The sequence below is a fragment of the Variovorax sp. V116 genome, from assembly GCF_041154435.1.
Classification (GTDB): Bacteria; Pseudomonadota; Gammaproteobacteria; order Burkholderiales; family Burkholderiaceae_C; genus Variovorax; species Variovorax paradoxus.
On sequence record NZ_AP028662.1, the window covers coordinates 610410 to 637351 of the forward strand.

24 protein-coding genes are annotated in these 26942 nt (G+C 60.8%); 14 read left to right on the forward strand and 10 right to left on the reverse strand.

What is annotated here, in order from left to right:
- Window positions 1-217: 217 nt before the first annotated feature.
- Together ACAM58_RS28865 and ACAM58_RS28870 are read right to left on the reverse strand one after the other, a co-directional pair.
- Complete coding sequence (locus ACAM58_RS28865; protein WP_093082010.1) at window positions 218-1210, reverse strand: LysR substrate-binding domain-containing protein; 993 nt, start codon at window positions 1208-1210, stop codon at window positions 218-220.
- A gap of 122 nt (window positions 1211-1332) precedes the next feature.
- Entirely contained in the window at window positions 1333-2514 is a 1182-nt protein-coding gene (locus ACAM58_RS28870) for a CaiB/BaiF CoA-transferase family protein (protein WP_093082033.1), read from the reverse strand.
- A 212-nt stretch (window positions 2515-2726) separates the two neighbouring features.
- Between ACAM58_RS28870 and ACAM58_RS28875 the strand changes: the two genes are divergently transcribed.
- Complete coding sequence (locus tag ACAM58_RS28875) at window positions 2727-3578, forward strand: CoA ester lyase (protein WP_369665026.1); 852 nt, start codon at window positions 2727-2729, stop codon at window positions 3576-3578.
- Here ACAM58_RS28875 and ACAM58_RS28880 read toward each other — a convergent pair.
- From ACAM58_RS28880 to ACAM58_RS28895, 4 genes are all read right to left on the reverse strand, one after another.
- The gene (locus ACAM58_RS28880) at window positions 3471-4475 is read right to left on the reverse strand and encodes a LysR family transcriptional regulator (protein ID WP_369665027.1); all 1005 of its coding nucleotides are present in this window, start codon (window positions 4473-4475) and stop codon (window positions 3471-3473) included. The two genes, ACAM58_RS28875 and ACAM58_RS28880, sit on opposite strands and share 108 nt — an antisense overlap.
- 201 nt (window positions 4476-4676) lie before the next feature.
- Window positions 4677-5651 carry a tripartite tricarboxylate transporter substrate binding protein gene (locus ACAM58_RS28885; protein ID WP_093082018.1) on the reverse strand — a complete coding sequence of 325 codons (975 nt, stop codon included), beginning with the start codon at window positions 5649-5651 and terminating at the stop codon, window positions 4677-4679.
- A gap of 38 nt (window positions 5652-5689) precedes the next feature.
- Window positions 5690-6373, reverse strand: a complete 684-nt coding sequence (locus ACAM58_RS28890; RefSeq protein ID WP_093082020.1) for a hypothetical protein — start codon at window positions 6371-6373, stop codon at window positions 5690-5692.
- On the reverse strand, window positions 6373-7506 hold the full coding sequence (locus ACAM58_RS28895) for a mandelate racemase/muconate lactonizing enzyme family protein (protein ID WP_369665028.1): 1134 nt from the start codon (window positions 7504-7506) through the stop codon (window positions 6373-6375). Before ACAM58_RS28895 ends, ACAM58_RS28890 begins: the two co-directional genes overlap by 1 nt.
- A 94-nt stretch (window positions 7507-7600) precedes the next feature.
- Here ACAM58_RS28895 and ACAM58_RS28900 point away from each other — a divergent pair, with 94 nt between their 5' ends.
- The 7 genes from ACAM58_RS28900 (at window position 7601) to ACAM58_RS28930 (ending at window position 14578) form a co-directional block, all read left to right on the forward strand.
- Window positions 7601-8491 (forward strand): LysR substrate-binding domain-containing protein, encoded by an 891-nt coding sequence (locus ACAM58_RS28900; protein WP_093082025.1) that lies wholly within the window; start codon window positions 7601-7603, stop codon window positions 8489-8491.
- A gap of 393 nt (window positions 8492-8884) precedes the next feature.
- The gene (locus ACAM58_RS28905; protein WP_093082028.1) at window positions 8885-9214 is read left to right on the forward strand and encodes an EthD family reductase; all 330 of its coding nucleotides are present in this window, start codon (window positions 8885-8887) and stop codon (window positions 9212-9214) included.
- A gap of 162 nt (window positions 9215-9376) precedes the next feature.
- The gene (locus ACAM58_RS28910) at window positions 9377-10402 is read left to right on the forward strand and encodes an NAD(P)-dependent alcohol dehydrogenase (RefSeq protein WP_369665029.1); all 1026 of its coding nucleotides are present in this window, start codon (window positions 9377-9379) and stop codon (window positions 10400-10402) included.
- Window positions 10403-10634: 232 nt separating this feature from the next.
- Entirely contained in the window at window positions 10635-11777 is a 1143-nt protein-coding gene (locus ACAM58_RS28915; RefSeq protein WP_369665030.1) for a Re/Si-specific NAD(P)(+) transhydrogenase subunit alpha, read from the forward strand.
- A 33-nt stretch (window positions 11778-11810) separates the two neighbouring features.
- Window positions 11811-12140, forward strand: a complete 330-nt coding sequence (locus ACAM58_RS28920; RefSeq protein WP_012745555.1) for an NAD(P) transhydrogenase subunit alpha — start codon at window positions 11811-11813, stop codon at window positions 12138-12140.
- On the forward strand, window positions 12137-13564 hold the full coding sequence (locus ACAM58_RS28925; protein ID WP_369665031.1) for an NAD(P)(+) transhydrogenase (Re/Si-specific) subunit beta: 1428 nt from the start codon (window positions 12137-12139) through the stop codon (window positions 13562-13564). The genes ACAM58_RS28920 and ACAM58_RS28925 overlap by 4 nt, the downstream gene beginning before the upstream one ends.
- Before the next feature lie 108 nt (window positions 13565-13672).
- On the forward strand, window positions 13673-14578 hold the full coding sequence (locus ACAM58_RS28930) for an NAD(P)-dependent oxidoreductase (RefSeq protein ID WP_369665032.1): 906 nt from the start codon (window positions 13673-13675) through the stop codon (window positions 14576-14578).
- A 138-nt stretch (window positions 14579-14716) separates the two neighbouring features.
- Here the strand turns inward: ACAM58_RS28930 and ACAM58_RS28935 are convergent, their stop codons facing one another.
- The gene (locus tag ACAM58_RS28935) at window positions 14717-15640 is read right to left on the reverse strand and encodes a Bug family tripartite tricarboxylate transporter substrate binding protein (RefSeq protein ID WP_369665033.1); all 924 of its coding nucleotides are present in this window, start codon (window positions 15638-15640) and stop codon (window positions 14717-14719) included.
- A 393-nt stretch (window positions 15641-16033) separates the two neighbouring features.
- A complete protein-coding gene (locus ACAM58_RS28940) occupies window positions 16034-17263 on the reverse strand; it encodes a diaminopropionate ammonia-lyase (RefSeq protein ID WP_369665034.1) in 1230 nt (409 codons plus the stop codon).
- 200 nt (window positions 17264-17463) lie between these two features.
- On the opposite strand from ACAM58_RS28940, the gene ACAM58_RS28945 reads away from it, so the two are divergent.
- The 6 genes from ACAM58_RS28945 to ACAM58_RS28970 all read left to right on the forward strand — a co-directional run bounded on the left by ACAM58_RS28945 (window position 17464) and on the right by ACAM58_RS28970 (window position 24822).
- On the forward strand, window positions 17464-17931 hold the full coding sequence (locus ACAM58_RS28945; protein WP_369665106.1) for an Lrp/AsnC family transcriptional regulator: 468 nt from the start codon (window positions 17464-17466) through the stop codon (window positions 17929-17931).
- A 247-nt stretch (window positions 17932-18178) separates the two neighbouring features.
- Window positions 18179-19291 (forward strand): ABC transporter substrate-binding protein, encoded by a 1113-nt coding sequence (locus ACAM58_RS28950; RefSeq protein WP_369665035.1) that lies wholly within the window; start codon window positions 18179-18181, stop codon window positions 19289-19291.
- Between the two features lie 63 nt (window positions 19292-19354).
- Window positions 19355-21109 carry an ABC transporter permease subunit gene (locus ACAM58_RS28955; RefSeq protein ID WP_369665036.1) on the forward strand — a complete coding sequence of 585 codons (1755 nt, stop codon included), beginning with the start codon at window positions 19355-19357 and terminating at the stop codon, window positions 21107-21109.
- A 2-nt stretch (window positions 21110-21111) separates the two neighbouring features.
- Window positions 21112-22260, forward strand: a complete 1149-nt coding sequence (locus tag ACAM58_RS28960; RefSeq protein WP_369665037.1) for a M24 family metallopeptidase — start codon at window positions 21112-21114, stop codon at window positions 22258-22260.
- Window positions 22257-23375, forward strand: coding sequence for an ABC transporter ATP-binding protein (locus ACAM58_RS28965; RefSeq protein WP_369665038.1), 1119 nt, complete (start codon window positions 22257-22259; stop codon window positions 23373-23375). The genes ACAM58_RS28960 and ACAM58_RS28965 overlap by 4 nt, the downstream gene beginning before the upstream one ends.
- Window positions 23376-23388: 13 nt before the next feature.
- Window positions 23389-24822, forward strand: a complete 1434-nt coding sequence (locus ACAM58_RS28970) for a M20 family metallopeptidase (protein WP_369665039.1) — start codon at window positions 23389-23391, stop codon at window positions 24820-24822.
- Here ACAM58_RS28970 and ACAM58_RS28975 read toward each other — a convergent pair.
- Both ACAM58_RS28975 and ACAM58_RS28980 read right to left on the reverse strand, forming a co-directional pair.
- Complete coding sequence (locus ACAM58_RS28975) at window positions 24819-25892, reverse strand: molybdopterin-dependent oxidoreductase (protein WP_369665040.1); 1074 nt, start codon at window positions 25890-25892, stop codon at window positions 24819-24821. The two genes, ACAM58_RS28970 and ACAM58_RS28975, sit on opposite strands and share 4 nt — an antisense overlap.
- Complete coding sequence (locus ACAM58_RS28980; RefSeq protein ID WP_369665041.1) at window positions 25885-26925, reverse strand: carbon-nitrogen hydrolase family protein; 1041 nt, start codon at window positions 26923-26925, stop codon at window positions 25885-25887. The genes ACAM58_RS28975 and ACAM58_RS28980 overlap by 8 nt, the downstream gene beginning before the upstream one ends.
- Between the last annotated feature and the right edge of the window lie 17 nt (window positions 26926-26942).

Here is a 26942-nt window from a genome sequence, read left to right on the forward strand (position 1 = left end):
ATGTTATTAAAAACATATCGTAGGCCAAAACAGTTCCGGGGTCACCAACCTGCTTCGGTGCATGACACGGGCGGCTAGCCATAGCAAGATGTCTTCCCCGGCCGCTTACGGGCGAAGCACGGATCGACACTGCGCTCGTTAGCAGCGAGTGCCCCAAGGACCTCCACAGAGCGTGTCGCCTTTGGTTCTTTCCCCGGAGCGCTTGAGCATCAGCCGACTAGAGCCGGGCAGGCTCTGTCTCCTGGATAAATGGCTCAGATGCTGGGGGTTTGACCCGAGTGGCCAGCCATTCACCGTCCTGAATGAGCTTCCAGGAAACGTTGGTTATAGCCTCCGCCATCTTCACAGATGCCCTTGTCACGACCTGCAAGGGGTTTCTTGCCACAAACACCCCCCTCCGAAAAATCGGCTTCACAATCCGCGCCGCCGACATTTGCCCTCGCTTGAGCTCTTCAGAAATGGCGGCGTGGGCCAACATGGAATACCCATGTCCATCCCGGACGAGTGATTTAATCAGTGTCAGGGAGTCGATCTCGAAGCGAACGTTGATTTTTCCTTCCAGACGCTTGATCTTTTGATCCACGAGCCGTCTTAACCCATGATGGGCTGTTGGAAGTATCAAAGGAAAGCGATTCAGCTCGAGAATATCGATGGAATCAATTGCCAGACCGTCGTTGTCAACATCACCAAAGGCACCGGACTCTCCAACGAGAAACAGCTCCTCTACAGCTATCTGCTGCAAAGAGAGATGACAGCAATCCTGCGCGCTATAGAGCGCTCCTACATCGAGCTCGCCCCGAGTCAACCATTCACGGATGTGCCCAGACATTGCTTCCACGAGCGTCAGCTTGGCTCCCGGAGCAACTCTCTGAAACTCACTCACGAGACGTGATCCGATGAGGGTGGCCAATGAACTCGGAAGCCCAACCGTCACCTCGCAGCGCTCAAAGGTGTCCTCAAGCCTGATCTCGTCACGGACGCGCCGCATGTCTGAGAGAATTTTCAAGGCATGTTCGCGGAACACTTGACCTGTCTCTGTCATGACCACGCCACGCGACGTTCGCATGAACAGCTTTGTGCCAAGCTCCTCTTCCAGTCGCAGCAGCATCTGGCTTAGGGAGGGCTGAGCAATATCGAGCTTGTCCGCCGCACTGGTTACCGATCCCATCTCCGAGGTCACCAGAAAGTATTTTAATTGTCGTTCGTCCATCGGAATCCCTGTGTTGGACTGGTACGCCCGGGGTGACCCATCTGAAAATTCTTGCGCAGTGGAACGCGGTCGCGTGGAGAAGGTGCCGAGGACGCAGTTGGTGGCGGAACTCGTGAGGCCACTTAGATTGCTTCTGCGACACGCAGCGCTGCGATGTCATTGGCGCTTCGACCAAGTGACTTCAATATCGCCTCCGTGTGCTCTCCAATCGCGGGCACCGCGCCCATGCAGTACTCAAAAGCACTTTGCCTGCCGGGTGGCAGCAAGGCAGGTATCGGACCTGCGGGTGAGCCAACGTCACGCCAACGATCGCGAGCTGCGAGTTGCGGGTGAGCCCACAAGCCGGCCATGTCGTTCATGCGCGCGTTGGCGATTTGTGCGGCATCGAGGCGCTCGAGGACCTCCGAAGTGTTCAAAGCGCTAAAGACCTCCACGATCATCGACCGGAGCGTCTCGCGGTTGCTATTTCGCTTTGCATTTGCGTCGAAGCGAGCATCGCTCGCGAGGGCGGTTGACAAAAGCACCCGTTCGCAGAACACCCGCCACTCGCGCTCGTTCTGGAGGCCAAGCATCACCGTGCCGCCATCCCCAACGGGAAACGGGCCGTATGGATAGATAGTGGCGTGAGAGGCCGCGCTCCGTGGGGGAGGGGTGGCTCCGTCGTATGCGTAGTACATCGGGAACCCCATCCATTCGGCCAGGGATTCCAGCATTGATACGTCAATATGCGATCCCTTCCCTGTTTTGCCGCGCTGCAGGAGAGCGGCGAGGATCGCGGTGTAGGCGTACATGCCTGCGGCAATATCCGCGATCGAGTTCCCAGATTTGCAGGGTGCTTCCGGCGTTCCAGTGACCGAGAGAAACCCCGCCTCACTCTGGATCAACAAGTCATATGCCTTCTTGTCCCTGTAGGGGCCGTCTGCCCCATAGCCCGAAATGTCGCAGACGATAAGCGCCGGATGCCGCGCCTGCAGAGCTTCACCGCCGAGTCCCATTCGTGCGGCAGCCCCTGGCGCAAGGTTCTGAATCAGAACGTCGGCGCCGGCGATGAGCTCCAGAAGGATCGCGAGCGCTGTTGGTTGCTTCAGATCGAGTGTCAAGCTCTCCTTGGACCGATTCACCCAAACGAAATGTGAAGCTTCTCCATCAACGCGCTGGTCATAAGCACGTGCGAAATCGCCGACGCCAGGGCGCTCGATCTTGATCACACGGGCGCCGAGGTCTGCCAATTGCCGCGTGCAATAGGGCGCAGCGATTGCGTGTTCTAGCGAGATAACGGTTATTCCATCCAGGGGACGCGTCATGCTGAAGAGCCTTTCGTCGATACAAGCGGCGCGCAGCGTGCACCGCTTGGTGATCGCATTCTGCGAAGGGGGCGGACGCTCGGCCATCGGGATTTGGGCAAGCGGGACTTGCCAAGAATCGAGGTTCGGAGTAACCCGTGCTTGCAGAATTCGAAGCCGGTCTTCGCGAAAGTGGAATTCCGCGCCAGTGCGCGTCATGAAATCATCCGGCGATGACAACAAGACTATCGCCAACCACCGCACCACCTGCCGCAGCGGCCCGCTCTTTCCTTTTTGTGCCCGGCGACCGTCCTGATCGCTTTGACAAGGCTTGGGCAAGCGCGGCCGACGAGGTTATCCTCGATCTCGAGGATGCCGTCGGTGTCGAACGCAAGGTTCACGCGCGCGCTGCCGTCAGTGCTTGGCTCATTCCTTCGAGACCTGTCTTCGTGCGGATCAACGCTGTGGAGACCGCCTGGTACGAGGACGATTTGGAACTTCTGACGAATCCCGGCGTCCTGGGGCTGATGGTGCCAAAGGCTGAAGTTCTGGATTCGGGACTCGTCTCGGCTTGCGCGACTCATGGCAAGCGGCTTCTGCCGATCGTCGAGACCGCTGTAGGTTTTCAGCGAGCGAGCTTGCTAGCAACGACCCGTTGTGTCGAACGCCTGGCGTTCGGTACGTTGGACTTTCAGGTCGACATGGGTCTCACCGGGGATGACGACGCACTTCTATACTTTCGTTCACGGCTGGTCCTCGAGTCGCGTCTCGCGGGCATACAGGCGCCCTTGGATGGCGTCACGCCCGCAATCGGCGACGTCGCGGTCTTGAGCGCCGACGCGGCGCGGTCAAAGCGGATCGGCTTTGGAGGCAAGCTGTGTATCCACCCCTCGCAGCTGGATGAAGTGAACCGGTGCTTCGCGCCCAGTGCCGCTGACATCAAATGGGCTGAAGAGGTTGTTCAGGCCATCGCAAAGTCACATGGCGCAGCGATCGCGATCGACGGAAAGATGGTGGACCGCCCCGTCATTCTGAGGGCCGAGCGAATCCTGGGCAGTGCTCGGCGCTTGCCGCGTGTTCGCTAGGTCGGCCGAAACCTTCGCATCGGTAAGCACCTCCAGCAGCCGCGCGAGGGAACTCGAGCGCGGACGGTCCTTTTTGATGCAAGTCAGCATTTGCCGGACCGCCCATTCATCAGTGAGTGGGCGGACCGTCAAACCCATGCTTTGGCTCATGACACTCGCTGCCTGATACGGAAGCAGGCCTACACCCAATCCTGACTGAACTACGCGGCAGACAACCTCGAAGCCCCGCACTTGCACGCGCAGTCGCAACCCTTTCTCAAAGTGAACCGCCTGCTCAGCGAGCAAGCGCATCATGGATGACCCGCTTTCGAGCGCAATCAGGTCGTAGTCGAGCACGTCGACGAAATCTACTGCTTCGTTCGAGGCAAGCGGGTGATCCTGCGGAACGATCACCGCTAGCCGATCGGTGCGATAGGGGAAGACTTCGAGACCGTCAGTTGCCACCCCTTCCACGATGATGCCAACGTCTGCTTCACCAGCCAAGAGCGCGGCAACGATTTGAGCGCTCCAGCGCTCTTCCAGGATCAACAGCACATCCGGATTGAGCTTCGCGAATCGCGCAAGATCGCCAGGCACAAACTCCGTCATTGTCGAAGTGTTCGCCCATACCCGGAGGTGACCCCGCCGCCCAGCTCCATGGTCATCCATATCTGCCTGCATCTGGTTCAGTTGGAGAAGCATCGCCTTCGCGTGACCCAACAGAGTCGCGCCTGCGGGGGTCAGCTCGACACCCTTTGGTGAGCGTTCGAACAATGAGCACTTGAGACGATGCTCCAGCAGGGAGATCCGGCGACTGGCCGCGGCCAACCCCATGTGCGAGGACTCCGCCGCTCGCGTCAAGCTGCGAAGTTCAGCCGCTTTGACGAAGAGGGCGAGCGAATCTATGTCGGGAAGCATAAATTTCGGGTCGAACTAAGGTCGCGTGTGTGTACGTGAGGGCTTCGAGCTACGCAGCGAAGGTGAGCTGTTCTGGGAAGGCGACGACCTTGAATTTGCATTGGCCGATAGTCCTTCCGCATGTCCCGTTCTAGGCAGCGATGCGGAATGCGTGCTTCGCACGGTTGATGCCCGCTAGGCTTCGATGCGGATGGGTTCAGGCTATTCAACATGCAGCTTGATCTGCTTGGCCACCGCGCCATAGGTAGCGAGTTCAGATTGGATCTGGAAATTCATCTCCTCCGACGAGCCGCCAACCGGTTCGGCGCCCATCTCGAGCAACTGTTTACGCACACCGGGAGATCTCACCGTTCTTTGGATCTCTTCGGTGATCTTCTGAATGATTGCAGGCGGAGTACCGGAAGGAGCCAAGAGCCCAAACCAAGTCCCGGCGTTGAAACCCGGAATGACCGTTTCGGCTAGCGCGGGAACATTTTTCAATGCGGTGGATCGTTCTGAAGTGGTCACCGCCAGCGCACGGGTCTTTCCGGCTTTGATCTGAGGCAGCGCCGAGGTGACGGTATCGAACATCACCTGAATCTGACCCCCGACGAGATCAGCCACTGCCGGTGCACTTCCCTTGTAGGGCACGTGAACCAGATCAACATCTGTCTTCAGTTTGAACATCTCACCCAGCATGTGATGTGCGGTCCCGGCACCGGCTGTTCCATAGTTCAACTTGCCCGGTTGCGACTTTGCCAATGCAACAAACTCTTGAATTGTCTGAGCAGGGACGTTGGCGTTAACGACGACCACATTCGGAACCATCGCGATCACGCTAATGGGGGCGAAATCTCTACCGAAGTGATACGGTAGCTTTGTATATACGTTCTGTGCGATCGTGTGATGTGCAGCGCCCATCAGCAGGGTATAACCATCCGCCGGCGACTTGGCGACCATGTCAGCACCGATCGTCGCGCCTCCCCCGGCCTTGTTCTCAATCAGGACAGGTTGACCCCACGCGGTCGACATCTGCTGTCCAACGATGCGCGCGAGGATGTCTGTGGTCCCGCCAGGTGGGAACGGAACGACGATCTTGATCGGCCGGCTTGGGTATGGCTGGGCTGACTGCGCCAGGGCTGTGAGGGGTGCCCCAACAATGCACACCAGGGCGATCGTTTGCAACAGTCTCTTCATTTTGGTCTCCTTCAATTTTCACTTGCGGACAGATCCATTCAGCTGCCGGAGATGAAGTGGCAGCCCCCTGCGTGCAAGGCTGCATCGATCCATTCGCGGTCAACATCACCGTTTTGGACGGCTAGCAACGTCGCGGATTCCTTGCGGCTCAGCGCCTCGGCTGCCTGCAGAACGGCGGGGACGTCGTTCCGGGGTATGGCTACCACCCCATCGGCATCTGCGACGACGATGTCTCCGGCTCGCACCTGCATACCGGCGACAGAGATGCATACGTTGATCTCACCAGGTCCAATGCGGCTGGGCCCGCGAAGACACACGGCAGTTGAGTAGACGGGCAATGATTGGTCTCGCAGGAACCGCAGATCCCGGACTGCACCATCGATCACAAAGCCCGCGATACCCCTCTTTGTGGCCAGCGTGACCATGATCTCGCCAACGAGGGCTTGTTCAGTGAACCCTCCACCATCGACCACGATGACATCGCCCGGGCGTGCCAGGTCGATTGCCTTCTGAACCATCAGGTGGTCCCCCGACTTTGTTCGGACCGTGAGCGCGCATCCGACGAGCCGTGTTCCGTCGTGTCGCCCAACTAGATGTGACCCCGCTGCCTGCGGCTTTCCCACGCAATCTGCCAGCTGGGAGGCCTCGTAACGACTTAGTTGATCGACCGTTCGAGCATCCAATACGGTCGGCATTGGATGGATTGCGAAGCAAGCGCCCATCACATCACCCGCTCGCCGAATTTCCGAATTGCGCTTTCCGACAAGGTGAGGCCCAGCCCAGGCTGCTCTTTGAGCTTGAGGCGGCCGTTGACAATTTTCGGCGCGTCTTCGAACAGCTCAGCCTGTAGAGGGTCGCGTTCGGGATCGGTGAAAGCCTCCACGATGTAGCCAGCGGGACTGGCCGCGACGATATGCGCGTGAATAAAGCAATCATGGTGAGGCGCTACCTGCACGTGATTCAGCTCACACAGGCCTGCCAGCTTTCTGCCTTCGGTGAACCCACCCATCATGGTGCAGTCGAACTGCAGAATTTGGATTGCGTGTTCTTCCAGCATGGCGCGACAGCCATAGCTGGTGACCTCGCTTTCTCCGCCAGACAACGGGATTCGAGTCTTCTGAGCCAGCAACTTAAGACCCCTGCGGTCATCCTCCCATCGAATTGGCTCTTCAAGCCATCGAGGATTCAAGGGCTCCAGCAACCTGGCGCCTTCGATCGCCGTTGCCAAATCCCAGGCACGATTCGGGTCGACCATGAAAAGCGCTTCAGAACCGATCGCCTGTCGCATCACAGCCATGCGTTCGATGTCTTCGCCCAGAGGCAGGCCACCGGCCTTTACCTTGAAGCCCGTGTGGCCCTGCTCCTTGAGCATCAAGACTTCGTCGCGCAGTTCTTGGTTATCCTTGCCATCCCGGTAGTAGCCACAGGTCACGTATGCGGGAACTTCATCGCGGTATCCACCAAAAATCCGGAACAAGGGCATCTTCGCGGCTTTGCCCACGATGTCCCAACAGGCGATATCCACGGCCGCGCTGATGCGGACCAGCGCCTCGCGAGACCATCCCTTCTCGTTGGCGGTCTTGCTTGTCGTCAGTCGAAAAATCTTTTGATACAGCCGCTCCGGGGCCAGCGCGTCCTCGCCAAGGATCTGATCGGCGATCCCCGTTTTGAAGGCCTTGATCGCATGGTCGATGGGGGTGTAGCTGGTGGCGAGGCCGAAGCCATCGATTCCCTCATCGGTATAGAGCCTTACCAGAATCTCATTGGCGGTAGGCACGATGAAGTGGCTGGTCCAATGAGGGCGCTCCTGAGGAGGTGCTCGGAGTGCAAACACTTCGATTCGATTGATCTTCATGGTTCCACTCTAGTGCCCACCTCCTCAAGCCCCAAGCGACATCTACCGAAACGAGCATTCGGCACAGCCGAACGCTGGGTGGCAAAATGCCTGCATGCACTACGACCTCGTCGATCTACGGGTATTCTTGGCCGTACTGGATGAGGGAAATTTGTCCCGCGGGGCGGTTCGCTGCAACTTGGCCCCATCCTCAGTCAGCGCCCGAATCCGGACGCTTGAGGAGGCGGTGGGCACGCGACTGCTGCAGCGCAACGCAAGAGGTGTCAGTTCCACGCCAGCCGGCGTAGTCCTGGCAGAGCACGCACGGCGTCTGCTTGCGCAATTGGAGCAGATGCACGCAGACCTGTCGCCGTTTGCGCAGGGTGTCACGGGGCGCGTGATCCTCTTCGCGAACACCAACGCCATTAACTCATTCTTGCCAGATGATCTGGCCCATTTTTTCAACGAGCATCCTTCGGTGCGGGTGAGCTTGGAAGAGAGAAACAGTGGGACTATCGTGGCGGCGTTGGTTGAGGGAAGGGCCGACGTGGGGGTGATGGCCGTGGAGGAGAAGCACCCCCTTCTTGAGTACCTTCCCTATCGAGTGGACGAACTCGTCCTTGCAGTTCCGCGCGGCCACGCGCTAAGCAGGAAACGCGCGGTTCGCTTTTCCGAATGCCTTGAGTTTCCCTTCATCAGCCTTTTGCAAGGCGCTGCACTGCATACATTTCTCGTCCGACACGCCGGAGACATCGGTGGCAGATTGGATCTCCGCGTTCAATTGGCAGGCTACGAAGCCATTTGCAAGCTTGTCGGCAGTGGTGCCGGAATCGGCCTTGTGCCACGCTCTGCGGTATCCGACGATGCCGAAGACCGGGTGAAGTTGATTACCTTAGCCGAGCCTTGGGCCCATCGTGAGCTGAACGTGGGCCTGCGCAAGGTGCGGGAGCCGAATTTTTATCGCGACGAGCTAGTAGCGTGCCTGTCGAGGCAACGCAAACCCTGACGCCGTTGGGACCTTGCCGCGGTCTGCGGAGGGGGGCGGGGCACCAAGTCCCATTGGCCACCGCGGTTTGTGGTCGGTGCACAACCTCATCCACTTTGTCGACTGCCTTGGTGAGCGCAAGTGTGGAGGAGAGTTGGCTCCGGACGCATCGGCACGCCAAAACTTGCGACCAAGCGGGGCAGGGTTTCTACTGAGTTCGATATTCCGAAAGTCTCTGTTGTCCAGAAACTGATGTTCGGATTCGTCCGCTGTGCCTAGTATTCCGACCTCGAGTGACGCATCGAGCAAGTAGGCATGAACCGGAGGGCTGACGTCTTGTGATTCGCTGATTGCAGAGCGTCCTCTCAGTTCTATTTTTCGCATGCCCTACATCGGCAAGCACCGGAGTTTTCAATGCAACCCAACTGTGTCAAACGCCTCGGACTCGTAGTCAAGAAGGCAAGCATGTCACACGAAGAATTTGTTCAGCACTGGTTCCACGTTCATGCCGAACTGTGCAAGAAGCTACCCAACATGCGTCGGTATTCGGTGAATCTCGTTGATCGTGAACGCTTTCCGGAATTCGGCTATGACGGCTTTTCGGAACTGTGGTTCGACTCCGAAGCGGCGCTCGTGGCTTCGTTGGCGAGCCCAGAAGGAAAGACGCTGCTCGCCGACCTGCCGAATTTCACCGAGCGCATCTATCCCATTCTCAGTCACGAGTACCACCAAATCTGGGGCTGATTGATGTGGCGGGGGGATGCCTCCGCTGGTGATATCTCGTTCGCCTGACGCAACGTCAGCCTAGCCTCATGGCGAAGGCGCATCGACTCTGCGGCTCCGATGAGCTCGAATCCCGCACTTCGTCCTCATTTCTCCATCTTCGTAATTGCCTTGGAATAACCAATGACCAGCATCCCTTCGACCATGACGGCTCTCCTAGCCAAAGGGTTCTCGCTCGACGCCCTTGAACTGGCCGAGAGACCTGTGCCCCAACCTAGGCGCGGCGAGATCCTGATCCGCGTTCGCGCTGTCAGTCTCAACTATCGTGATCTGGCGGTGCTGACGGGAACCTACATTCCCAATTTGCCGCTGCCTTTCGTGCCTGCGTCGGACGCCTGCGGCACGGTCGTGGCGATTGGTGAGGAGGTCAACCGGTTCGCCGTGGGGGACCGGGTGACGCCGATCTACACCCAGGGGTGGCACGACGGGTTACCCACTCCGCAACAGCGATCTTCTCGCACTTTGGGTGCGCCCCTGGACGGTGTGCTGCAGACCTACATCGTGGTTCCGGCAGACGACGCGGTCAGGGCTCCTGACCTGCTTTCCGACCAAGAGGCATCGACCTTGCCCATAGCCGGCTTGACCGCATGGTCCGCACTTGCCGAAGGCAATGTGAAGTCGGGCGACACCGTTCTCGTTCAGGGAAGCGGAGGCGTTGCCTTGTTCGCGCTTCAATTTGCCAAGGCTGCAGGTGCGACCGTCATCGCGACATCGTCTAGCGATGCAAAGCTTGAGAAGATGAAACTGCTTGGCGCTGATATCGGGATCAACTACAGGACGACTCCCGAGTGGGAACATGCGGTGAAAGAGATCACCGGCGGGAGAGGTGCCGATCTCATCGTTGAGACGGGCGGCGCGACCCTGTCGCAATCACTAACCGCCACTGCATTTGGCGGGTTCGTAGCGGTGGTGGGCTTTGTAGCTGGCTACAACGCAACCATCCAGCTACGACAACTCATCGGCCCTGTTGTGCGGGTGCAAGGAATCGCAGTCGGTTCGCGAGCGCGCTTCGAGGCTATGAACAGGGCGATTGCTGCGAACAACATCCGACCGGTCATCGACAGCACCAGAGACATCTCCGACGCGGTCGCCGCGTTCAAGCACATGCAAAGTGGATCGCACTTTGGCAAGGTTGTCGTCACGCTATAGCCGCGCGCAAAACCCTACTTGAGACTCAGGAAGCGCGGGACGCTGAGCTTAGATTTTGCTGCCCTTGCCGCCGCTATCTCACATGACGCTTCCCCGGAGCGCGGGGCGCGCTCGTTTCGCTGGCTCATGTTCCCATCCTTTGATCCGTGGCGCTCAAAAGATGGTCCGTTGATCGAGCGCGTTTGGCGTTCTGTCACTCTAAGCGAGCCTTTACCAGTAGTCAGAACGCATCATGAAGTTAGGTGTCCCCACAGAGACGACGGCCGGCGAAACCCGTGTGGCCGTGACACCCGAGACGGTGAAGAAACTTGTCGCCTCCGGGCACACCGTGCGCGTGCAGTCCGGGGCCGGCATTGCAGCCAGCGTCACCGATGCCGCCTACGAGGCCGCCGGTGCCGAGGTCGTCAACATGAACGCCGCCTTCGCGGCCGACATGGTGCTCAAGGTGCGCACCCCCACCGATGCCGAAACCGCGCTCATGAAGCCCGGCACCGTGGTCATCGGCATGCTCAACCCCTTCGATGCGGCCGGCCTGCAGCGCCTGGCCACGGCCGGCCTCACCGCCTTCGCGCTCGAAGCCGCACCGCGCACCACCCGCGCCCAGAGCATGGACGTGCTCTCCTCGCAGGCCAACATCGCGGGCTACAAGGCCGTGATCATCGCGGCCGACAAGTACCAGCGCTTCTTCCCGATGCTCATGACCGCCGCCGGCACCGTGAAGGCCGCGCGCGTGGTCATCCTGGGCGTCGGCGTAGCGGGCCTGCAGGCCATTGCCACCGCCAAGCGCCTGGGGGCCGTCATCGAGGCTTCCGACGTGCGACCGAGCGTCAAGGAGCAGATCGAGTCGCTCGGCGGCAAGTTCATCGAGGTGTCCTACGACACCGACGAAGAAAAGGAAGCCGCGGTCGGCGTCGGCGGCTACGCCAAGCCCATGCCCCCCAGTTGGCTCGCGCGCCAGCAGGTCGAGGTGGCCAAGCGCGTGGCGCTGGCCGACATCGTCATCAGCACCGCGCTCATTCCCGGACGCGCCGCGCCCACCCTCATCACCGAGGACATGGTCAAGGCCATGAAGCCGGGCTCGGTGATCGTCGACATCGCGGCCGGCAAGGGCGCGGGCGTGAACGGAGAGATGACGGGCGGCAACTGCCCGCTGTCGGAAGCCGACAAGACGGTGATCAAGCACGGCGTGACCATCGTCGGCGAGACCAACCTGCCGGCGCTGGTGGCGGCCGATGCGTCGGCGCTTTATGCGCGCAACGTGCTCGACTTCCTCAAGCTGATCGTCACCAAGGAGGGCGGCCTGAAGATCGACCTCGAAGACGACATCGTCGCCGCCTGCCGCGTCGCGCACGACGGCCAGGTCACGAAGAAATAAGCCACCCCGGCACCCCCGCGAGGAGAAGAATCCATGGATCCCGTTTCCCACACCGTCATCAATCTCATCATCTTCGTGCTGGCCATCTACGTGGGCTACCACGTGGTGTGGACCGTCACGCCCGCGCTGCACACGCCGCTGATGGCCGTGACCAACGCGATCTCGGCCATCGTGGTCGTGGGCGCCATGCTGGCGGCCGCGCTCACCGAAACCCCGCTGGGCAAGACCATGGGCGTGCTCGCGGTGGCGCTGGCGGCGGTGAACATCTTCGGCGGCTTCCTGGTCACGCGGCGCATGCTCGAGATGTTCAAGAAGAAAGAGAAGAAGGCCGCACCCAAGGCCGAAGCGGGAGCCTCGCAATGAGCATGAACGTCGTCACGCTGCTGTACCTGGTTGCCAGCGTCTGCTTCATCCAGGCCCTGAAGGGCCTGAGCCACCCCACCACCTCGATCCGCGGCAACCTCTTCGGCATGGCCGGCATGGCCATCGCGGTGGTCACCACCGGTGCGCTGATCTACAAGCTGGCCGGCGGCCAGCTCACGGGCCTGGCCTGGGTGCTGCTGGGGCTGGTGGCCGGCGGCGGCTACGGCGCCTACCGCGCCAAGACGGTCGAGATGACCAAGATGCCCGAGCTGGTGGCCTTCTTCCACAGCATGATCGGCCTGGCGGCGGTGTTCATCGCGGTGGCGGCCGTGGTCGAACCCGCGGCCATGCTCGAGGGCATCGCCAAGGGCGCGCCCATTCCCGCCGGCAACCGGCTCGAGCTGTTCCTGGGCGCGGCCATCGGCGCCATCACCTTCAGCGGCTCGGTGATCGCCTTCGGCAAGCTGTCGGGCACCTACAAGTTCCGGCTGTTCCAGGGTGCGCCGGTGCAGTTCAAGGGCCAGCACATGCTGAACCTCGTGCTCGGCCTGGCGATGATCGGCCTGGGGCTGGTGTTCATGGCCACCGAAAGCTGGCCGGCCTTCTTCGCGATGCTGGCGCTGGCCTTCGTGATGGGCGTGCTCATCATCATCCCGATCGGCGGCGCCGACATGCCGGTGGTGGTGTCGATGCTCAACAGCTACTCGGGCTGGGCGGCCGCGGGCATCGGCTTCTCCTTGAACAACGCGATGCTGATCGTGGCCGGCTCGCTGGTGGGCTCGTCGGGCGCGATCCTGAGCTACATCATGTGCAAGGCCATGAACCGCTCGTTCTTCAACGTGATCCTGGGCGGCTTCGGCGGCGAGGCGGTCAGCGCGGCCGGCGGCGCCAAGGAGCAGCGGCCGGTCAAGAGCGGCAGCGCCGACGACGCGGCCTTCGTGCTGGGCAATGCCGAGACGGTGGTGATCGTGCCGGGCTACGGCCTGGCGGTGGCGCGCGCCCAGCATGCGGTGAAGGAACTCGCCGAGAAGCTCACGCACAAGGGCATCACCGTGAAGTACGCGATCCACCCGGTGGCCGGGCGCATGCCGGGCCACATGAACGTGCTGCTGGCCGAGGCCGAGGTGCCCTACGACCAGGTGTTCGAGATGGAGGACATCAACGGCGAGTTCGGCCAGGCCGACGTGGCGATCATCCTGGGCGCCAACGACGTGGTGAACCCGGCGGCGCTCACCAAGGGCAGCCCGATCTACGGCATGCCCATTCTCGAAGCCTACAAGGCCAAGACGGTGATCGTGAACAAGCGCTCCATGGCGGCGGGCTATGCCGGCCTGGACAACGAGCTGTTCTACATGGACAAGACGATGATGGTCTTTGGCGATGCCAAGAAGGTCGTTGAGGACATGGGTAAGGCTGTTGAGTAACACGAACTTCAATGCTTCTCGACGGTGTTCAATAACACTTCCCGAGCAAGGTCCTCGCACAAATGTGGCAACAGCCCCGCATCGTTTTTTTAGCACTAGGGAACTGACATGAAGAACATTGGAATGATCGGCATCGGTTTGATGGGGCATGGCGTCGCCCAGAACATCCTCAAGCACGGTTATGCCCTGACGGTGCTCGAACACTCCGGCAACCAGCCTTTGGACCAGCTGAAGGCGGCGGGGGCGACGACGCAGACCAGCGCCGCGAAACTGGCAGCGGCCTCGGAAGTCGTCATCCTCTGCGTGACGGGTACGCCGCAGGTGGAAGCGGTATTGCTAGGCGACGGGGGCGTGTTGCAGGGGCTTCGCCAAGAAACGGTAATCATTGACTGTTCGACGGCCGTGCCCTCGTCCACCGAGCGGATTGCGGAGGCGGTGAAGGCCGCCGGGGGTCTATTCCTTGACGCGCCAATGACCCGAACACCGAAGGAGGCTGCCGAGGGTCGGCTCAATCTGCTGGTCGGTGGAGATGAGGATTTGTTCAATCAGTGCCGTCCACTGCTGGCGACGTTCGCCGAAAACATCAACCATGCAGGGCCGATCGGCGCGGGTCATCGCATGAAGCTGCTTCATAACTACGTTTCTCTCGGATTCGTTGCTCTCCTGTGCGAAGCCGCCGCTTGTGCTCAGCGCTCCGGTATCGCATCCGAAGTATTCGTGGACATCTTGGCGAAGGGCGGAGGGGGAGGGGCGGCATTGGAACGCCTGAGGCCATACCTCGCCTCTGGCGATTCGTCAGGATTGCGTTTCGCCATGTCGAACGCCAAAAAGGACCTGGGGTACTACAACACAATGGCCAACGACACCGGGGCAGTAAGCCTCATCGCTGAGGCTATCCATCAAACCTTTGCTCAAGCGCTTGATGAAGGTGGCTCGAATGCGATGGTGTTGGACCTAGTGCCACTGCTAGCGGCGGCGACCGGGTCCACGCCGCAGGTTAAAGGCCATCCTTAAATCGCACTCACAGCAGGCCGAGAATCAGCGCACGCGGGCCTGGTGAATGAGTGCTTGATGCCCAAGGATGGGCAAGTTTTGGCAAACTCGCCCGTCTCCCGAACCTTTCGGCGTGAACAACCTATTGAGGCATCACACCTAGTCGATCCGGATGTCGAGTCGCTTGACCAGTGCGCCGTACACCTGTCGCTCTTCGCTCTGCAGCTTGCGCAATCCGTCGCCGGAGGTGGGATCAGGCTTAGCGCCTTGCACACGCAGTACGTCGACAAACGCCTTGTCCTGCATGGCCTTGTGCACGGCACTCGTCAGTTCGTTCAACTTTGCAGCAGATGTGCCGGCCGGCGCATACAGCGCTTGCCAGAGCGCCATCGACAGGTCGATGCCCAGCTCCTTGAGTGTAGGAACCTGCGGCAACAGGTCCAGGCGAGTGGCCGTTGCACTCGCCAGAATCCTGGCCCGGCCATCCTTGGATGCGGCGTCGGCGGCGCCCGCAGGGACGAACATCATGTCCACCTGTTTGCTGAGCACAGCTTGCACGGCGGGTGCTTGGCCCGAAAAAGGCACGTGGAGCAGTTCAAGGCCCACGGCCGTTGCCAGCCGTTCCATGGCGAGATGGACGATGCTGCCCACGCCCCAGCTGGCATAGCTGATGCCGCCGGGCCGGCTCTTGGCCAGCCGGGTTAAATCCGCGACATTGCGGATCTGGTCCAGTGATTGGCCCACCATCAGCACGATGGGAATATGGGAGACCAAACTCACCGGGCGCAAATCGATTTCGGGGTTGTAAGGCAGTTTGCGGTAGATGAACTGAATAATCGACTGCGTATCGACGATGGCCAGAAGCAAGGTGTTGCCGTCAGGGGCCGAGCGAGCGACATAACCGGCACCGATGCTGCCGCCCGCACCAGGTCTGTTCTCCACAATTACGTTTTGGTGCAGCAGGTCGCCCAGTGGTTTAGCCAAGGCTCGTGCCAATACGTCATTAACCCCGCCCGCGTTAAAAGGCGAAACGATCTTGAGCGCTTGGTTGGCGCGCGCCAAGATCCAGGGTGTGGCACTCATGCAGCCGATGGCCGATGCGCATGCCGTTTTGAGAGCGGTTCTCCGGGGGATAGACATGAAAACTCCTAAAGCAGAACGGGTTGAGATTCCCATCACGCATGCGAGAAGCATGCAAGCCGGCACCCGTAAACTTGCACGGTGGCTTGCATAAAAACCCAGCCCCAGCGCGCGTCTGGACACCGACCGGCTGCAAAGCGGCCTTGAGAGTCGCAGGCAACTCGCCGGTCACCTTTTGGGGGGTTGCGAGAAGGCCGAAGGCAAATCCGGCATACTCATCGAAGCGTATCAGCGGCCGTCCACCGCGATGCAGCCCTGCGGCCGAGGTGCGTGTGTTGGCGGCCGTGATGGCCGAGTGCTGAAGTGCGCCCTCCGCCGGGCGAATACGGTACTTGATCAGGTGCTGCGGCTGAGCATCACGCTACTTCTTTGGCGTGCCAGCACCTGCGCTTCAGACTGTCCGACTAGCGCCTGATAGGCGGCAGGGGCAGTGGCACCTTCGGTACTGATCAGCAGCACGCGCGCATCGGGCCCCAGCCCAACCGTGGCAGCTTGTGCCGCGTGGCTTCGGAGTTCGACGAGGCCTGCCAGGCCCGCTGCGCCTGACTCACCAGAAACCACAGGGAGATCCAGTGCATTGCCGATCGCCAGGAGCCGCATCGCAGCGACCGCATCATCATCGGTGATGGTCATGAAGTAGTCAGCCCCGGACACAAGAAATCTCCACGCAAGTGGAGATGCTTCGCCGCAGGCCAGGCCAGCCATGACCGAGTCGACCGAGCCCGTTGCCTTGGACGCAACGCCGCGCAACGCACTTTGAAAAAGACAGTCGGCCTGCACCGGCTCAACGATGATCACGGTGGGGCGACGCGCCCCGTAGGACTCCCAAAAGTAGCTCAAGATTCCTGCCGCGAGTCCGCCAACGCCACCTTGAAGAAAGACATGCGTGAACGGCACCGCCTGGTCGCTCCCTGATGCTTCAACAATTTCGGCGGCGACGGTGCCGTACCCTTGCATGACGTCCCGCGGCACCTCTTCGTAGCCGTCGTATGAAGTGTCTGAAACAACATGCCAATCGTTGGCGTTGGCGAGACGAGCAGCTTCCTCGACAGAAGCGTCGTAGTTCCCCTGGACGCGCATCACCTTGGCGCCAAACTTGGCGATCGCCTGCTCCCGTTCCTCGCTCACATTCGCATGGAGGACGATCACACAACGGCAGCCCATGGTCTGCGCTGCCGCCGCAAGGCCTTTGCCGTGATTGCCATCTGTCGCGCTGATCACCGTAAAGGCTTCCAGCAACGATCTGTAGCCGCCGTTGAAAAGCAGCTTCGGATCCAGGTTGTGATCCGGCCACAAGCGAAGGATCAGCCGGGCCAATGCGATCGGCGCCCCAAGCGCCTTGAAACTCCCGAGATCGGATCGGACGGACTCATCCTTCAGATAAAGCTTTCCGATCCCGAGGCTGCGAGCCAGGCCATTGAGTTCGTACAACGGCGTGGACCCCGGATTCAAACTGTTCCATGACGAGATCCAGTCGCGGCTTTCCTGGGCCTTGGCGATGGACATCACCGAATGGAGTTCACTGGGATAGGCGCTGCGCGTGGCGCGCTCATTGGCAATCAGCATCTTGGATTCCGTTGGTTGGATTTCGCCCCCTTGGCTTGAACGCCAGGAGTTCATGAATCCTAGGACCGCTTCTTGTGTTGCTTGGCGCGATCTGGACAGCAAAAACAGGACAACGAACCAGATTCAGGGAGAACAATGGAAGGCTGTTGCGTGCCCGGGCGCTCCTCGCCTTGGCCATTGCGGCGCAGATAATGGATGTCATGCACCTCGATAACTACGACGTCAAGATCTTGGGCTTGCTCCAGAGGGACAGCAAGATTTCCCAGCGCGAACTGTCGGAGGCCGTCAATCTGTCTCCATCGGCGGTCAATCGTCGAATTGCAGCTCTCGAATCTGCGGGGGTGATCGCCGGCACCGTGTGTATCGTTGATCCTTCGTCCGTCGGACATCCCATCACGATCGTCGTTGAAGTCAAGCTCGAGAGCGAGAGGCTTGACTTACTCGACGAGGTGAAGACACGTTTTGCCGACTGTCCGCAGGTACAGCAGGTTTACTACGTCACGGGGGAGTACGACTTCGTTCTGGTGATGGTCGTCAAGGACATGACGGAGTACGAGCAACTCACCCGCGACCTCTTCTTCAGCTCTGGGAACGTCAAGGGGTTCAGGACCTATGTCGCCATGCAGCGTGTCAAGGTCACGCTGAACGTTCCTCTCGCTGAGCAATGACCGAAACAGTGCGCTGAGTCGTTTTTATAACGGGCCTGCTGCTCCAGGACAGTGCCTAGCACCATACGTGCAAATTACCGGGCCACAACGCGTCGATCTTCCGCAACCACAAGGGGGATCGGTGATTTTCTCCGCCCTGTGCCCACCAGAATTCTCCTCACCGATGGCGGCGATGGGCGTAAAACCTAATTCATCACACCGGGGGCCCACAAAGTTCAGCAGACTGACCATTTAGAGGAACAAGCTCATGACCATCAATCGCCGCCAAATTTTGAAGGGTGTGGCAGGAGCCGGGGGTGCAGCCATTGCGCCGTCGTTCCTCGCAGTACCGGCACTGGCCCAAAGTCTCAAGGGCACCGGTGAGGTCGTCGTGTACGACGGCGGCGGATCGTGGGGGGAGGCCAAGCGAGTGGCGCTTTTCGACCCCTTCGAGAAGGAGACCGGCATCAAGGTCATCGCGCAGCCGCGTACTGACCTGGGCGCTGTTCGCGCCAGCGCGCTGGCCGGGTCCCCGCGGTACGACGTGACCATCTTGACGGGCGGCAATACCACGGCCTTCGAGCGCGAGAACCTCCTGGTTCCGATCGACTACGGGTACTTCAACAAGGCCGATCTGGATGCCTTCAACCCCGTTGCTACAGGCAAGTTCACCGTCCCTCACATCATCTACTCCCTGCTGATTGCGTACGATCCCGCGAAGTTCGGCAGCAACTCGATCTCTTCCTGGGCCGATGTGTGGGACACGAAGAAGTTTCCGGGCGGGCGCACCCTGTGTACGGGGACACGCGGGCCGGACGGTGCTGTCTTCGAGGCGGCTCTGCTGGCAGACGGTGTGGACCCCGCCAAGATCTATCCGATCGATTGGGATCGCGCATTCAAGAGCCTTTCCCGCATCAAGCCCGAGATCGTGAAATGGTGGAACAGCGGTGCCGAGGGCCCTCAGCTGCTGATCGACAAGCAGGTGACCGCCGGCAGCGGATGGAACGGGCGAATCTACGCTGCCAACGAGAAGAGCCAGAAGATTGGCTTCACCTGGAACCAAGGCATCCTGCAATACGACAGCTGGGTGGTTCTCAAAGGTTCCAAGAACGTTGACAACGCGAACAAGCTGCTCGCTTTCATGTCGCGCGCAGAGGTGCAGGCGAACTTCTCCAAGCACATTCTGTACGCGCCGCCGAACTCGCGCGCCTACGACTTCATCCCTGCGGAACGCGCAAAGATGCTGCCGACGTACGCCGAATTCAAAAAGCAGCAGATCGTTCAGGACTACGCCTTCTGGAACGCGCTGGGCAAGAACGGTCGCCCCAACAACCTCACCGCGGTGGCGGAATGGGAGCGGTGGCTGGTCGGTGCGCGCTGAACGGTCCATCTGGCGCATCGAATCGTCGGTTGCACACGGCTCTAGAGCCATTCGGAAGTTCTCATGAAGCTTGGTTGGAAAAGCGCACGCCATAGCCGTGCGCCAATGATCCTGCTCTTGGTCGTGCCGGCATTGGCGATATTCGCGGCGGGATATCTCTTTCCGGTAGCCCAACTGGTACTCAAGAGCTTTCGCAACGAGAGCACTTGGTCGCTGCTGCACTACCAGGAGATCGCGAGCTCAGGGGTTTTTGTCTGGGTCCTGTTTCAGACGCTGCTGCTGGCGGTCGTGGTGACACTGGCCTGCCTGATCCTGGCCTATCCGCTCGCATATTCAATCTCTCGGTGCCCTCCATGGCTCGCAAGCCTCCTCTTGGTGCTGGTCACTCTCCCATACCTGACCAGTATCTTGATCCGGACATACGCATGGACCGTCCTGCTGAGTCCTGCCGGCCTGATCAACCAGTTGCTGCTGTACCTTGGGATCGTTTCGGAACCGCTGCGCCTGGTCTTCAACAAGATCGGCGTGTATATCGGAATGATCCAGGTGCAACTGCCACTGATGGTGTTTCCGCTGTATGCCGCACTCGCTCGTTTCGACCGGAAGCTGAGCATCGCCGCCCAAAGCTTGGGAAGTTCGCCGGCAGATGCCTTCCTGCGCATCACGCTCCCCAGTTCCATGCCCGGTATTGTCAGCGGCTGCACCCTCGTGTTTCTCTCCTGCCTGGGCTTTTACATCACCCCCGCACTTCTTGGCGGTCCGAACGATTACATGATTGCGCAGGGCATCACCATCCGAGTCCTGACCCTCGGTGAGTTCGAGGCTGCTGCCGCCCAGGCGACAGTCTTGCTCGCGATGGTTGCAACGGTCTTCGTGATCTTCCGCACCAAGGTTGCGACGGAGCTGGAGGACGAATCGCAGTCCAGCCAAGCGGCGAAGAAGGTTCGAGATCTTTCCGCAACTGCGCGTATACCTGCGCCTCTCGAAAAAGGCCTTCAGCGCGCGCTTGAGGTGATCTCTTCGGTTCGTTCACCGCTGCTCGTACTGCTGTCGGCATTCACGCTCACCCTGCTTGTCCTTCCGTTTGTGGTGGTGATCCCGCTTGCGTTCAGCGACGCCGCCTACTTGAGCTTTCCACCGCCCGGTTACTCGCTGCGATGGTTCACCAAGTTCTTCAGCAACTCCCAATGGCTGAGCGCGCTTTCGTTCAGCGGCCGTACGGCGCTCCTGGCCTCGCTTCTGGCCATCACGATCGGCGTACCCATCGCATTTGCACTCGTGCGGTTTCGCTTCGTTGGCCGGGTTCCGCTCTATCTTCTGCTGATTTCTCCGATGATCGTTCCTCACGTGGTCATGGCGGTGGCCTTCTTCTTCAGCTTTGCACAGACCCCGCTCATCGGCACAGCGACTGCATTCGTGCTTGCGTACACCATCATCGCAACGCCGTACGTGGTCGTCATCCTGATCGCAGGCCTCAAGAAGTTCGATCGGAGCCTGGAACAGGCAGCAATCAGCCTCGGCGGGCATCCGCTCACCGCGTTGCGTACCGTGACACTCCCGCTGCTGCTTCCCTCGCTGGCCAGTGCGCTCGTATTCGCGTTCATCACGGGATTCGACGACGTGGTCTACGGCCTGTTTGTGAGCGGTCCATCCTCAACGCCCCTGCCGATCCGCATGTGGGATGACATCCGCCTCGAAATCAGTCCGCAGATCGCCGTCGTAGCCGTGCTCTTTCTGGCGAGCCTGGCGGCGCTCGTCGCGGTCAAGACGTTTGTGTCAGCGGCTCTCCACCATCGCTCGCATCGGAAGGACATCTGAACATGAGCAGCATTGGACTCTTTGCTTTCTCCGTCGAGGAGTACCGTCGGCGCCTCTGCATGGTGCAAGACGTGATGCGCGCTCGTCATCTCGACTGGGCGATCCTGGACGAGCCCGAGACCATGGGCTGGCTCTCCGGCTACGCCGTCGGAGAGAACCTGTGGCGCGCGTGCCTCGTTCCGGTGGTCGGTGACCCCTTTCTCCTGATCCGAAAACTCGACAGGGCGCCAGCACGTGCGAAGAGCTGGCTGCAAGACTTCGTCGCTTTCTCTGACTGGGAGGAGCCTGTCTCGGTTTTGGCCGCCGCGCTGAGGTCCCGGGGGGCACACGCGCGAATCGGTGTCGACTTCCAGTCCCACTCCTTCACCCGTCAGCGGCAAGACCTCCTCGCGCACGCCCTTCCAGAGTCTATTTTTTGCGACCTGGAACGGGCAGTGTGGGACGCGCGCCGATGCAAGTCGAACGAAGAGGTCGAACACCTTCGTGTGGCTGCGAACTTGCTGGATCGCGCAGTCTTGAAAGTGGCCGATGCCATTCGGCCAGACGCCTCGCAGCGAGACGTTGCCGCCGTTGCCGCCGCCGAGTATTACCGGCTTGGTTTCGACGATGGTTTCGTTGGCTACGTGACGGCTGGTTCGGACTGGGATTGTCTGCACAGCTCAATGAGTGACGAGCCGATCGGAGACGGGGCGCTGGTTCACGTCGAGCTTCTGCCGAAACTCAAGGGCTACTCGGTGCGGATCATGCGCACCGTGGCCGTGGGGCGGGCTACCGACGACCAGAAGTCAACCTTCGCGGCCCTCTGTGCGCTTCAGGATGAGCAGTTCAGAGCCATGCGCCCTGGCGCAGTAGCAGCCGATGTCGACGCCATCGTGCGGCAGGGCGTCCTGTCGGCGGGCCTGAGACCCGACTATGAAAACATCACGGGCTATACCTTGGGATTTTCGGCATCCTCGTCTCAGCGTGTGAGCGATCTCTACAGGTCTTTCGTGCCGACCGCCACTTGGCTGCTCGAGAATGGCATGGTGTTCCACATGTACACCTCCGCTCGCGGCCTGGCCGTCAGCGAGACGGTCCTGGTGACCGAATCCGGCGCCGAGCGATTGACTCGCACGCCCCGCAAGATTTTTGAAACTGGGGTGAAAGCATGATGACTGGCCGCATGGAATCGGTTCGCGACATTCCCGAGGCCCAAGCGGGGAGGCGAAGCGCGGGGGTCAGCGTTGCGAATGTCTCGAAGTCATATGGAGCGTTCAAGGCGCTCGACGACGTCTCGCTCACTGTCGAACCAGGGGAGTTCGTCGCGCTTCTCGGGCCCAGTGGTTCCGGCAAGTCGACCTTGCTCATGATGATCGCGGGTTTCGAAACACCGAGCTCGGGCGACCTTCTGGTGAAAGGTGTACGCGTCAACGACCAGCCTGCATACAAACGCGGCTTCGGAGTGGTGTTCCAGCGCTATGCACTGTTTCCACACATGACGGTCGCTGAAAATGTGGCGTACCCACTCTTCCGCCGCGGATTGAGGGGCAAGGAGGTTGAGGCAGAGGTGGCCAAGGCACTGGACCTGGTGGCGCTCGGAAGCCTGAGGAACAGGCTTCCAGCCCAACTGTCCGGTGGACAGCAGCAGCGGGTGGCTCTCGCGCGCGCCCTGGTATTCAAGCCGCCGCTCTTGCTCATGGACGAGCCACTGGGGGCGCTGGATCGCAAGCTGCGCCAGCAATTGCAGCTGGAGATCAAGCAGATCCACCGGCAGATCGGGAGCACGATCATCTTCGTGACCCATGACCAGGAAGAAGCGCTGTCGATGGCAGATCGGGTCGCGGTTCTCGAAGGAGGCCGTTTGCAGCAATTTGGATCTCCCCGCGATCTCTATGAGAGCCCGGCGAGCGCATTCGTGGCGGACTTCATCGGGGAAACCAGCTTCCTGCCCGTGGTGTTGTCGCTGGCTGGGACGGACGTCAACGCAGAGATCGCCTCGCTGCGAATTCGCAGGTCGATACCCGTTGAACGGGTCCTCACCCGTTCAACCTCTGGCCGCCTTGCAATTCGCCCAGAGAACGTGCAACTGCGACTGTCGGAGGATGGTCCTGCTCGCGTGGTTGAATCCGCGTACGCCGGGACGACCCAGGTGGTGCTCGTCGAGGTCGGTGACGTTCGGCTTCTCTCCCGCTCGCAGATGACGCCGGACAGGCACTTGTTTCATGCGGGACAACGCGTTGAAGTCGATCTCGACACGGCGCACGCGATGGTCTATCCGATCGAATAGGGGCCGACCTGAAATGCATCATCCCAACCACTCCACTCGAGAATCGGCGATTTCAGCGGCGCTGGAAACGTTCGACTCGGGCCGATTCCTCGCCGACTTGAATCGCCGTGTCTCGTACCGCACCGAAAGCCAGGTCGAAAGCAGCGCCTCGCAACTTCACGCGTATTTGCGGGATGAGATTGCCCCGACCCTGGGTCGCCTTGGCTTCACATCCCGGATCGTCGCCAACCCGGCGGGCGTCGACGCTCCGGTTCTTCTGGCAGAACGGATCGAAGGGGAGAGCCTCCCGACAGTCGTCACTTACGCGCACGGAGACGTTGTCCGTGGCTACGACGACCAATGGCGAAAAGGTCTTGAGCCTTGGAAGGTGGTCGTCGAAGGAGATCGCTGGTATGGACGCGGCACCGCCGACAACAAGGGGCAGCATTCGATCAACATCGCTGCACTTGAATCGGTGATCGCGGCACGCGAGGGAGAAGTGGGCTTCAACATCAAGCTGATTTTCGAAACCGGCGAGGAGATCGACTCGCCCGGGCTTGGTGCCCTTTGCGCAGCCGAGAAGGACTTTCTGGCGGGGGATCTTTTCCTGGCGTCCGACGGGCCCCGCGTTGCCGCGGACAGGCCGACCGTTTTTCTCGGTTCGCGCGGCGAGCTCAACTTCCAGCTCGAGGTCAATCTTCGGGACGGCGCACATCACTCCGGCAACTGGGGAGGCGCGCTACGCAACCCCGCCGTCGTTCTGGCGCATGCGATTGCGACGCTCATCGACAAGGATGGCCGCATTCTTGTGAAAGGGCTACTTCCTCCTCCCGTCTCTCCCGATGTGCGCGCCGCGATTTCGGATCTCGTGCTCGGAGGAGACGAGCACGCCCCCGCGGTAGACCCATCTTGGGGCGAGCCTGGGATGACCCCCGCCGAAAGGGTCTGGGCATGGAACGCGTTGGAGGTGATCGCGTTCAAGGCGGGCAACCCTGACGCACCCGTCGGTGCGATCCCACCAACGGCACGGGCGCACTGCCAATTGAGGTACGTCGTCGGCACCGACTGGGAAAACGCGCACCGGCACATCGAAGAGCACCTTGCCGCCAATGGGATCTCGTCCGTGAAGGTAACAGTGCAGCCCGCCGGAACCGCAACTCGCCTGGATCTGAATGATCCCTGGGTCGAATGGACACTTCGCTCCATCGAAGCGACCACGGGGAAGAAGCCTGCACTGCTGCCGAATATTGGCGGCACCGTTCCCAATGCTATCTTTGCTGAAACTCTTGACCTACCTACGGTATGGGTTCCCCATTCGTATGCTGCGTGCTCGCAGCATGCGCCGAACGAACACCTGTTGGGCTCGGTGGCGCGTGAGGCCTTGGCTGTGATGGCCGGAATTTGGTGGGATCTTGGAGACGACGGGGCCAACGTAGCTGCGTCGCGCAAATACCGAATTGAGGCTTAGGTTCCAGCGTCCGCTGTTTTAGCGTCCGGTAGAAGCCTTTCAATCTGGACCGAATGGGCCGCGCTTCGTGTTCCGCTTAATGGCTGCATCGATCCATCGGCGTCCCGCGCTCTCGCGATGATGCTCACCGGGCCGGCGGTTCGCGGCAGCGCAAGCGTCGCCGCGAACTGCTGCCATTCGAATTCCCGGCGCGGCCGGACCTCGGCCTCGTGCCAAGTTTCCCCATCATCAGCGCTGAGCGCCACGCCACCGATGCCGTTGTTGCTCCAGGCCCAGCCCTTGACTTCCACCGCATCTGTGGAGACGGTGTCGCCGGGTGCCGGATGGGTGATCATCGAATTAGGCTCGACAGCCCACACCGGTTCTCGATCGACTTTGCCTTCGTGCTCGCTGTCGCGGTTGTACCAAAGGGTCGTGAAGGGGGAGTCCGCACGCTGGCCTTGGACCGACAGCCGGCAGAGCCACTTCGTCATGTTGGTGCCGAACCAGCCTGGCACCACCAGGCGAACCGGGCCGCCCCGCTCGCGGGTCAGCGGTGCGCCATTCATCTCGTATGCCACGAGCACTTCGCGAGAAAGCGCTTTCGAGATCGGCAGATCCTTGCGATACCGATTCATGCTTCGGCCGCCGAACTCGCCGCTGTCCAGGCCGTCTGACCAGACATGGGTGGCACCCGTATCGAGCTGCGCGTGCTTGAGCAGCACGGCCAGCGGCACACCGGTCCAGCGGACGTTGCCTACGCGCCAGAGGTTGCCATCGGCCGGTACCAGCGGGCTGCCAAAGCACTCGTGAAAGGCGGTGACGGAGACGGAAGGCAGCCGCCTGAGATCGTCCAGCCCGATCGAGAAGGGCCTGCGGACGAGCCCGTCCACCTGCAGCCGCCAGCGGTTGACGTCGACTTCGACGGAGCCCATGTGGATGGTCTCGAAGAGCTGCGCATCGGAGGTGATGAAGTCGCGCAGCGCCGCAGGGGCGGGTGGCGGCTTCAGATGGAATCCGGGAGACCGGCCAATGATGACTGATCGCTCCGCGCCTTCAGGCAGCGGTGGCAGGAAATCGAGGCTATTCATCCAGGACCCCGGCAGTTATCTCATCGTCGAGCAGCCGCGGAAACTGCGGATCTGACGGTCCTGACCACGCGACCGGCTCATGGCGGCGGCGTTCGACACCCAGAGAGAAGACGTCGAATCGGTTGTAGTAGCCCACCACGTCATGGAACTGCTTCGGCTCGATGCACTTGTTCAGGTCGAACTCGGCGTAGGCGATCCCTTCTTCGTTCTGGAGCGTGTCGCCGATCTGCGTGCCGGTGGGGTCCACGAACATCGATGCGGCACGCGGCGTGCCGTCGACCACCTCTGCCACGCCCGGATCGCGATCCACCAGGAAGTCACGCATTGCCTTGTCCATGAAGCTCGCGCAGATGATCCCGAACGCCTTGGCTTCGAACGAGTGGGCGGACGCCCGGATGCGGTTCGCCGCCACGTTGTCGAAGTTTCCGCCGCCCGAGGGCTTCCGCGTGGGCCACATCGGCGGCCAGCTGGAGATATGAATCTGCTCTGCCTGCGCCATGAGCGAAAAGCGCGCGAGCGGGTTGGTGTTCTCGCCGCAGATCAAGCCGCCGATGCGTCCGAAGCGGGTCTCGGCGACGCGAAGTCCCTGTCCGTCGCCTGCCGCCCAGACCAGCTTCTCGTAGAAGGTCGGCACCAACTTGCGATGATGGTTGAGCAACTCGCCCGACTCGCCGATCAGGATGTTCGAGTTCCAGATGCAGCCGGCGCTCACGGTGCTGCGTTCACTGATGCCCATCGACACGCACACGCCAAAGCGCTTGGCGGCTGCGGCAATCAAGGCCACCTCGGGCCCCGGCACGTAGACGCTGTTCTCGACCATGGCCTCGAACAGATCGTGGTTGTAGATGGGCGCCCACAGGGCTGCCCACACCGGGAACGCCGGGATATACGTCTCCGGGAACGCGATCACCTGCGCGCCATGAAGGGCGGCCTCCTTGATGATGGACACGGCCTTTTCGGTCGTGGCGGTCTTGTCGAGCAGCACCGGCGCTGCGTGGGCGGCGGCAACCTTCACCCGGGGCAATGAACTCATGTCAGGTACTCGCTGTG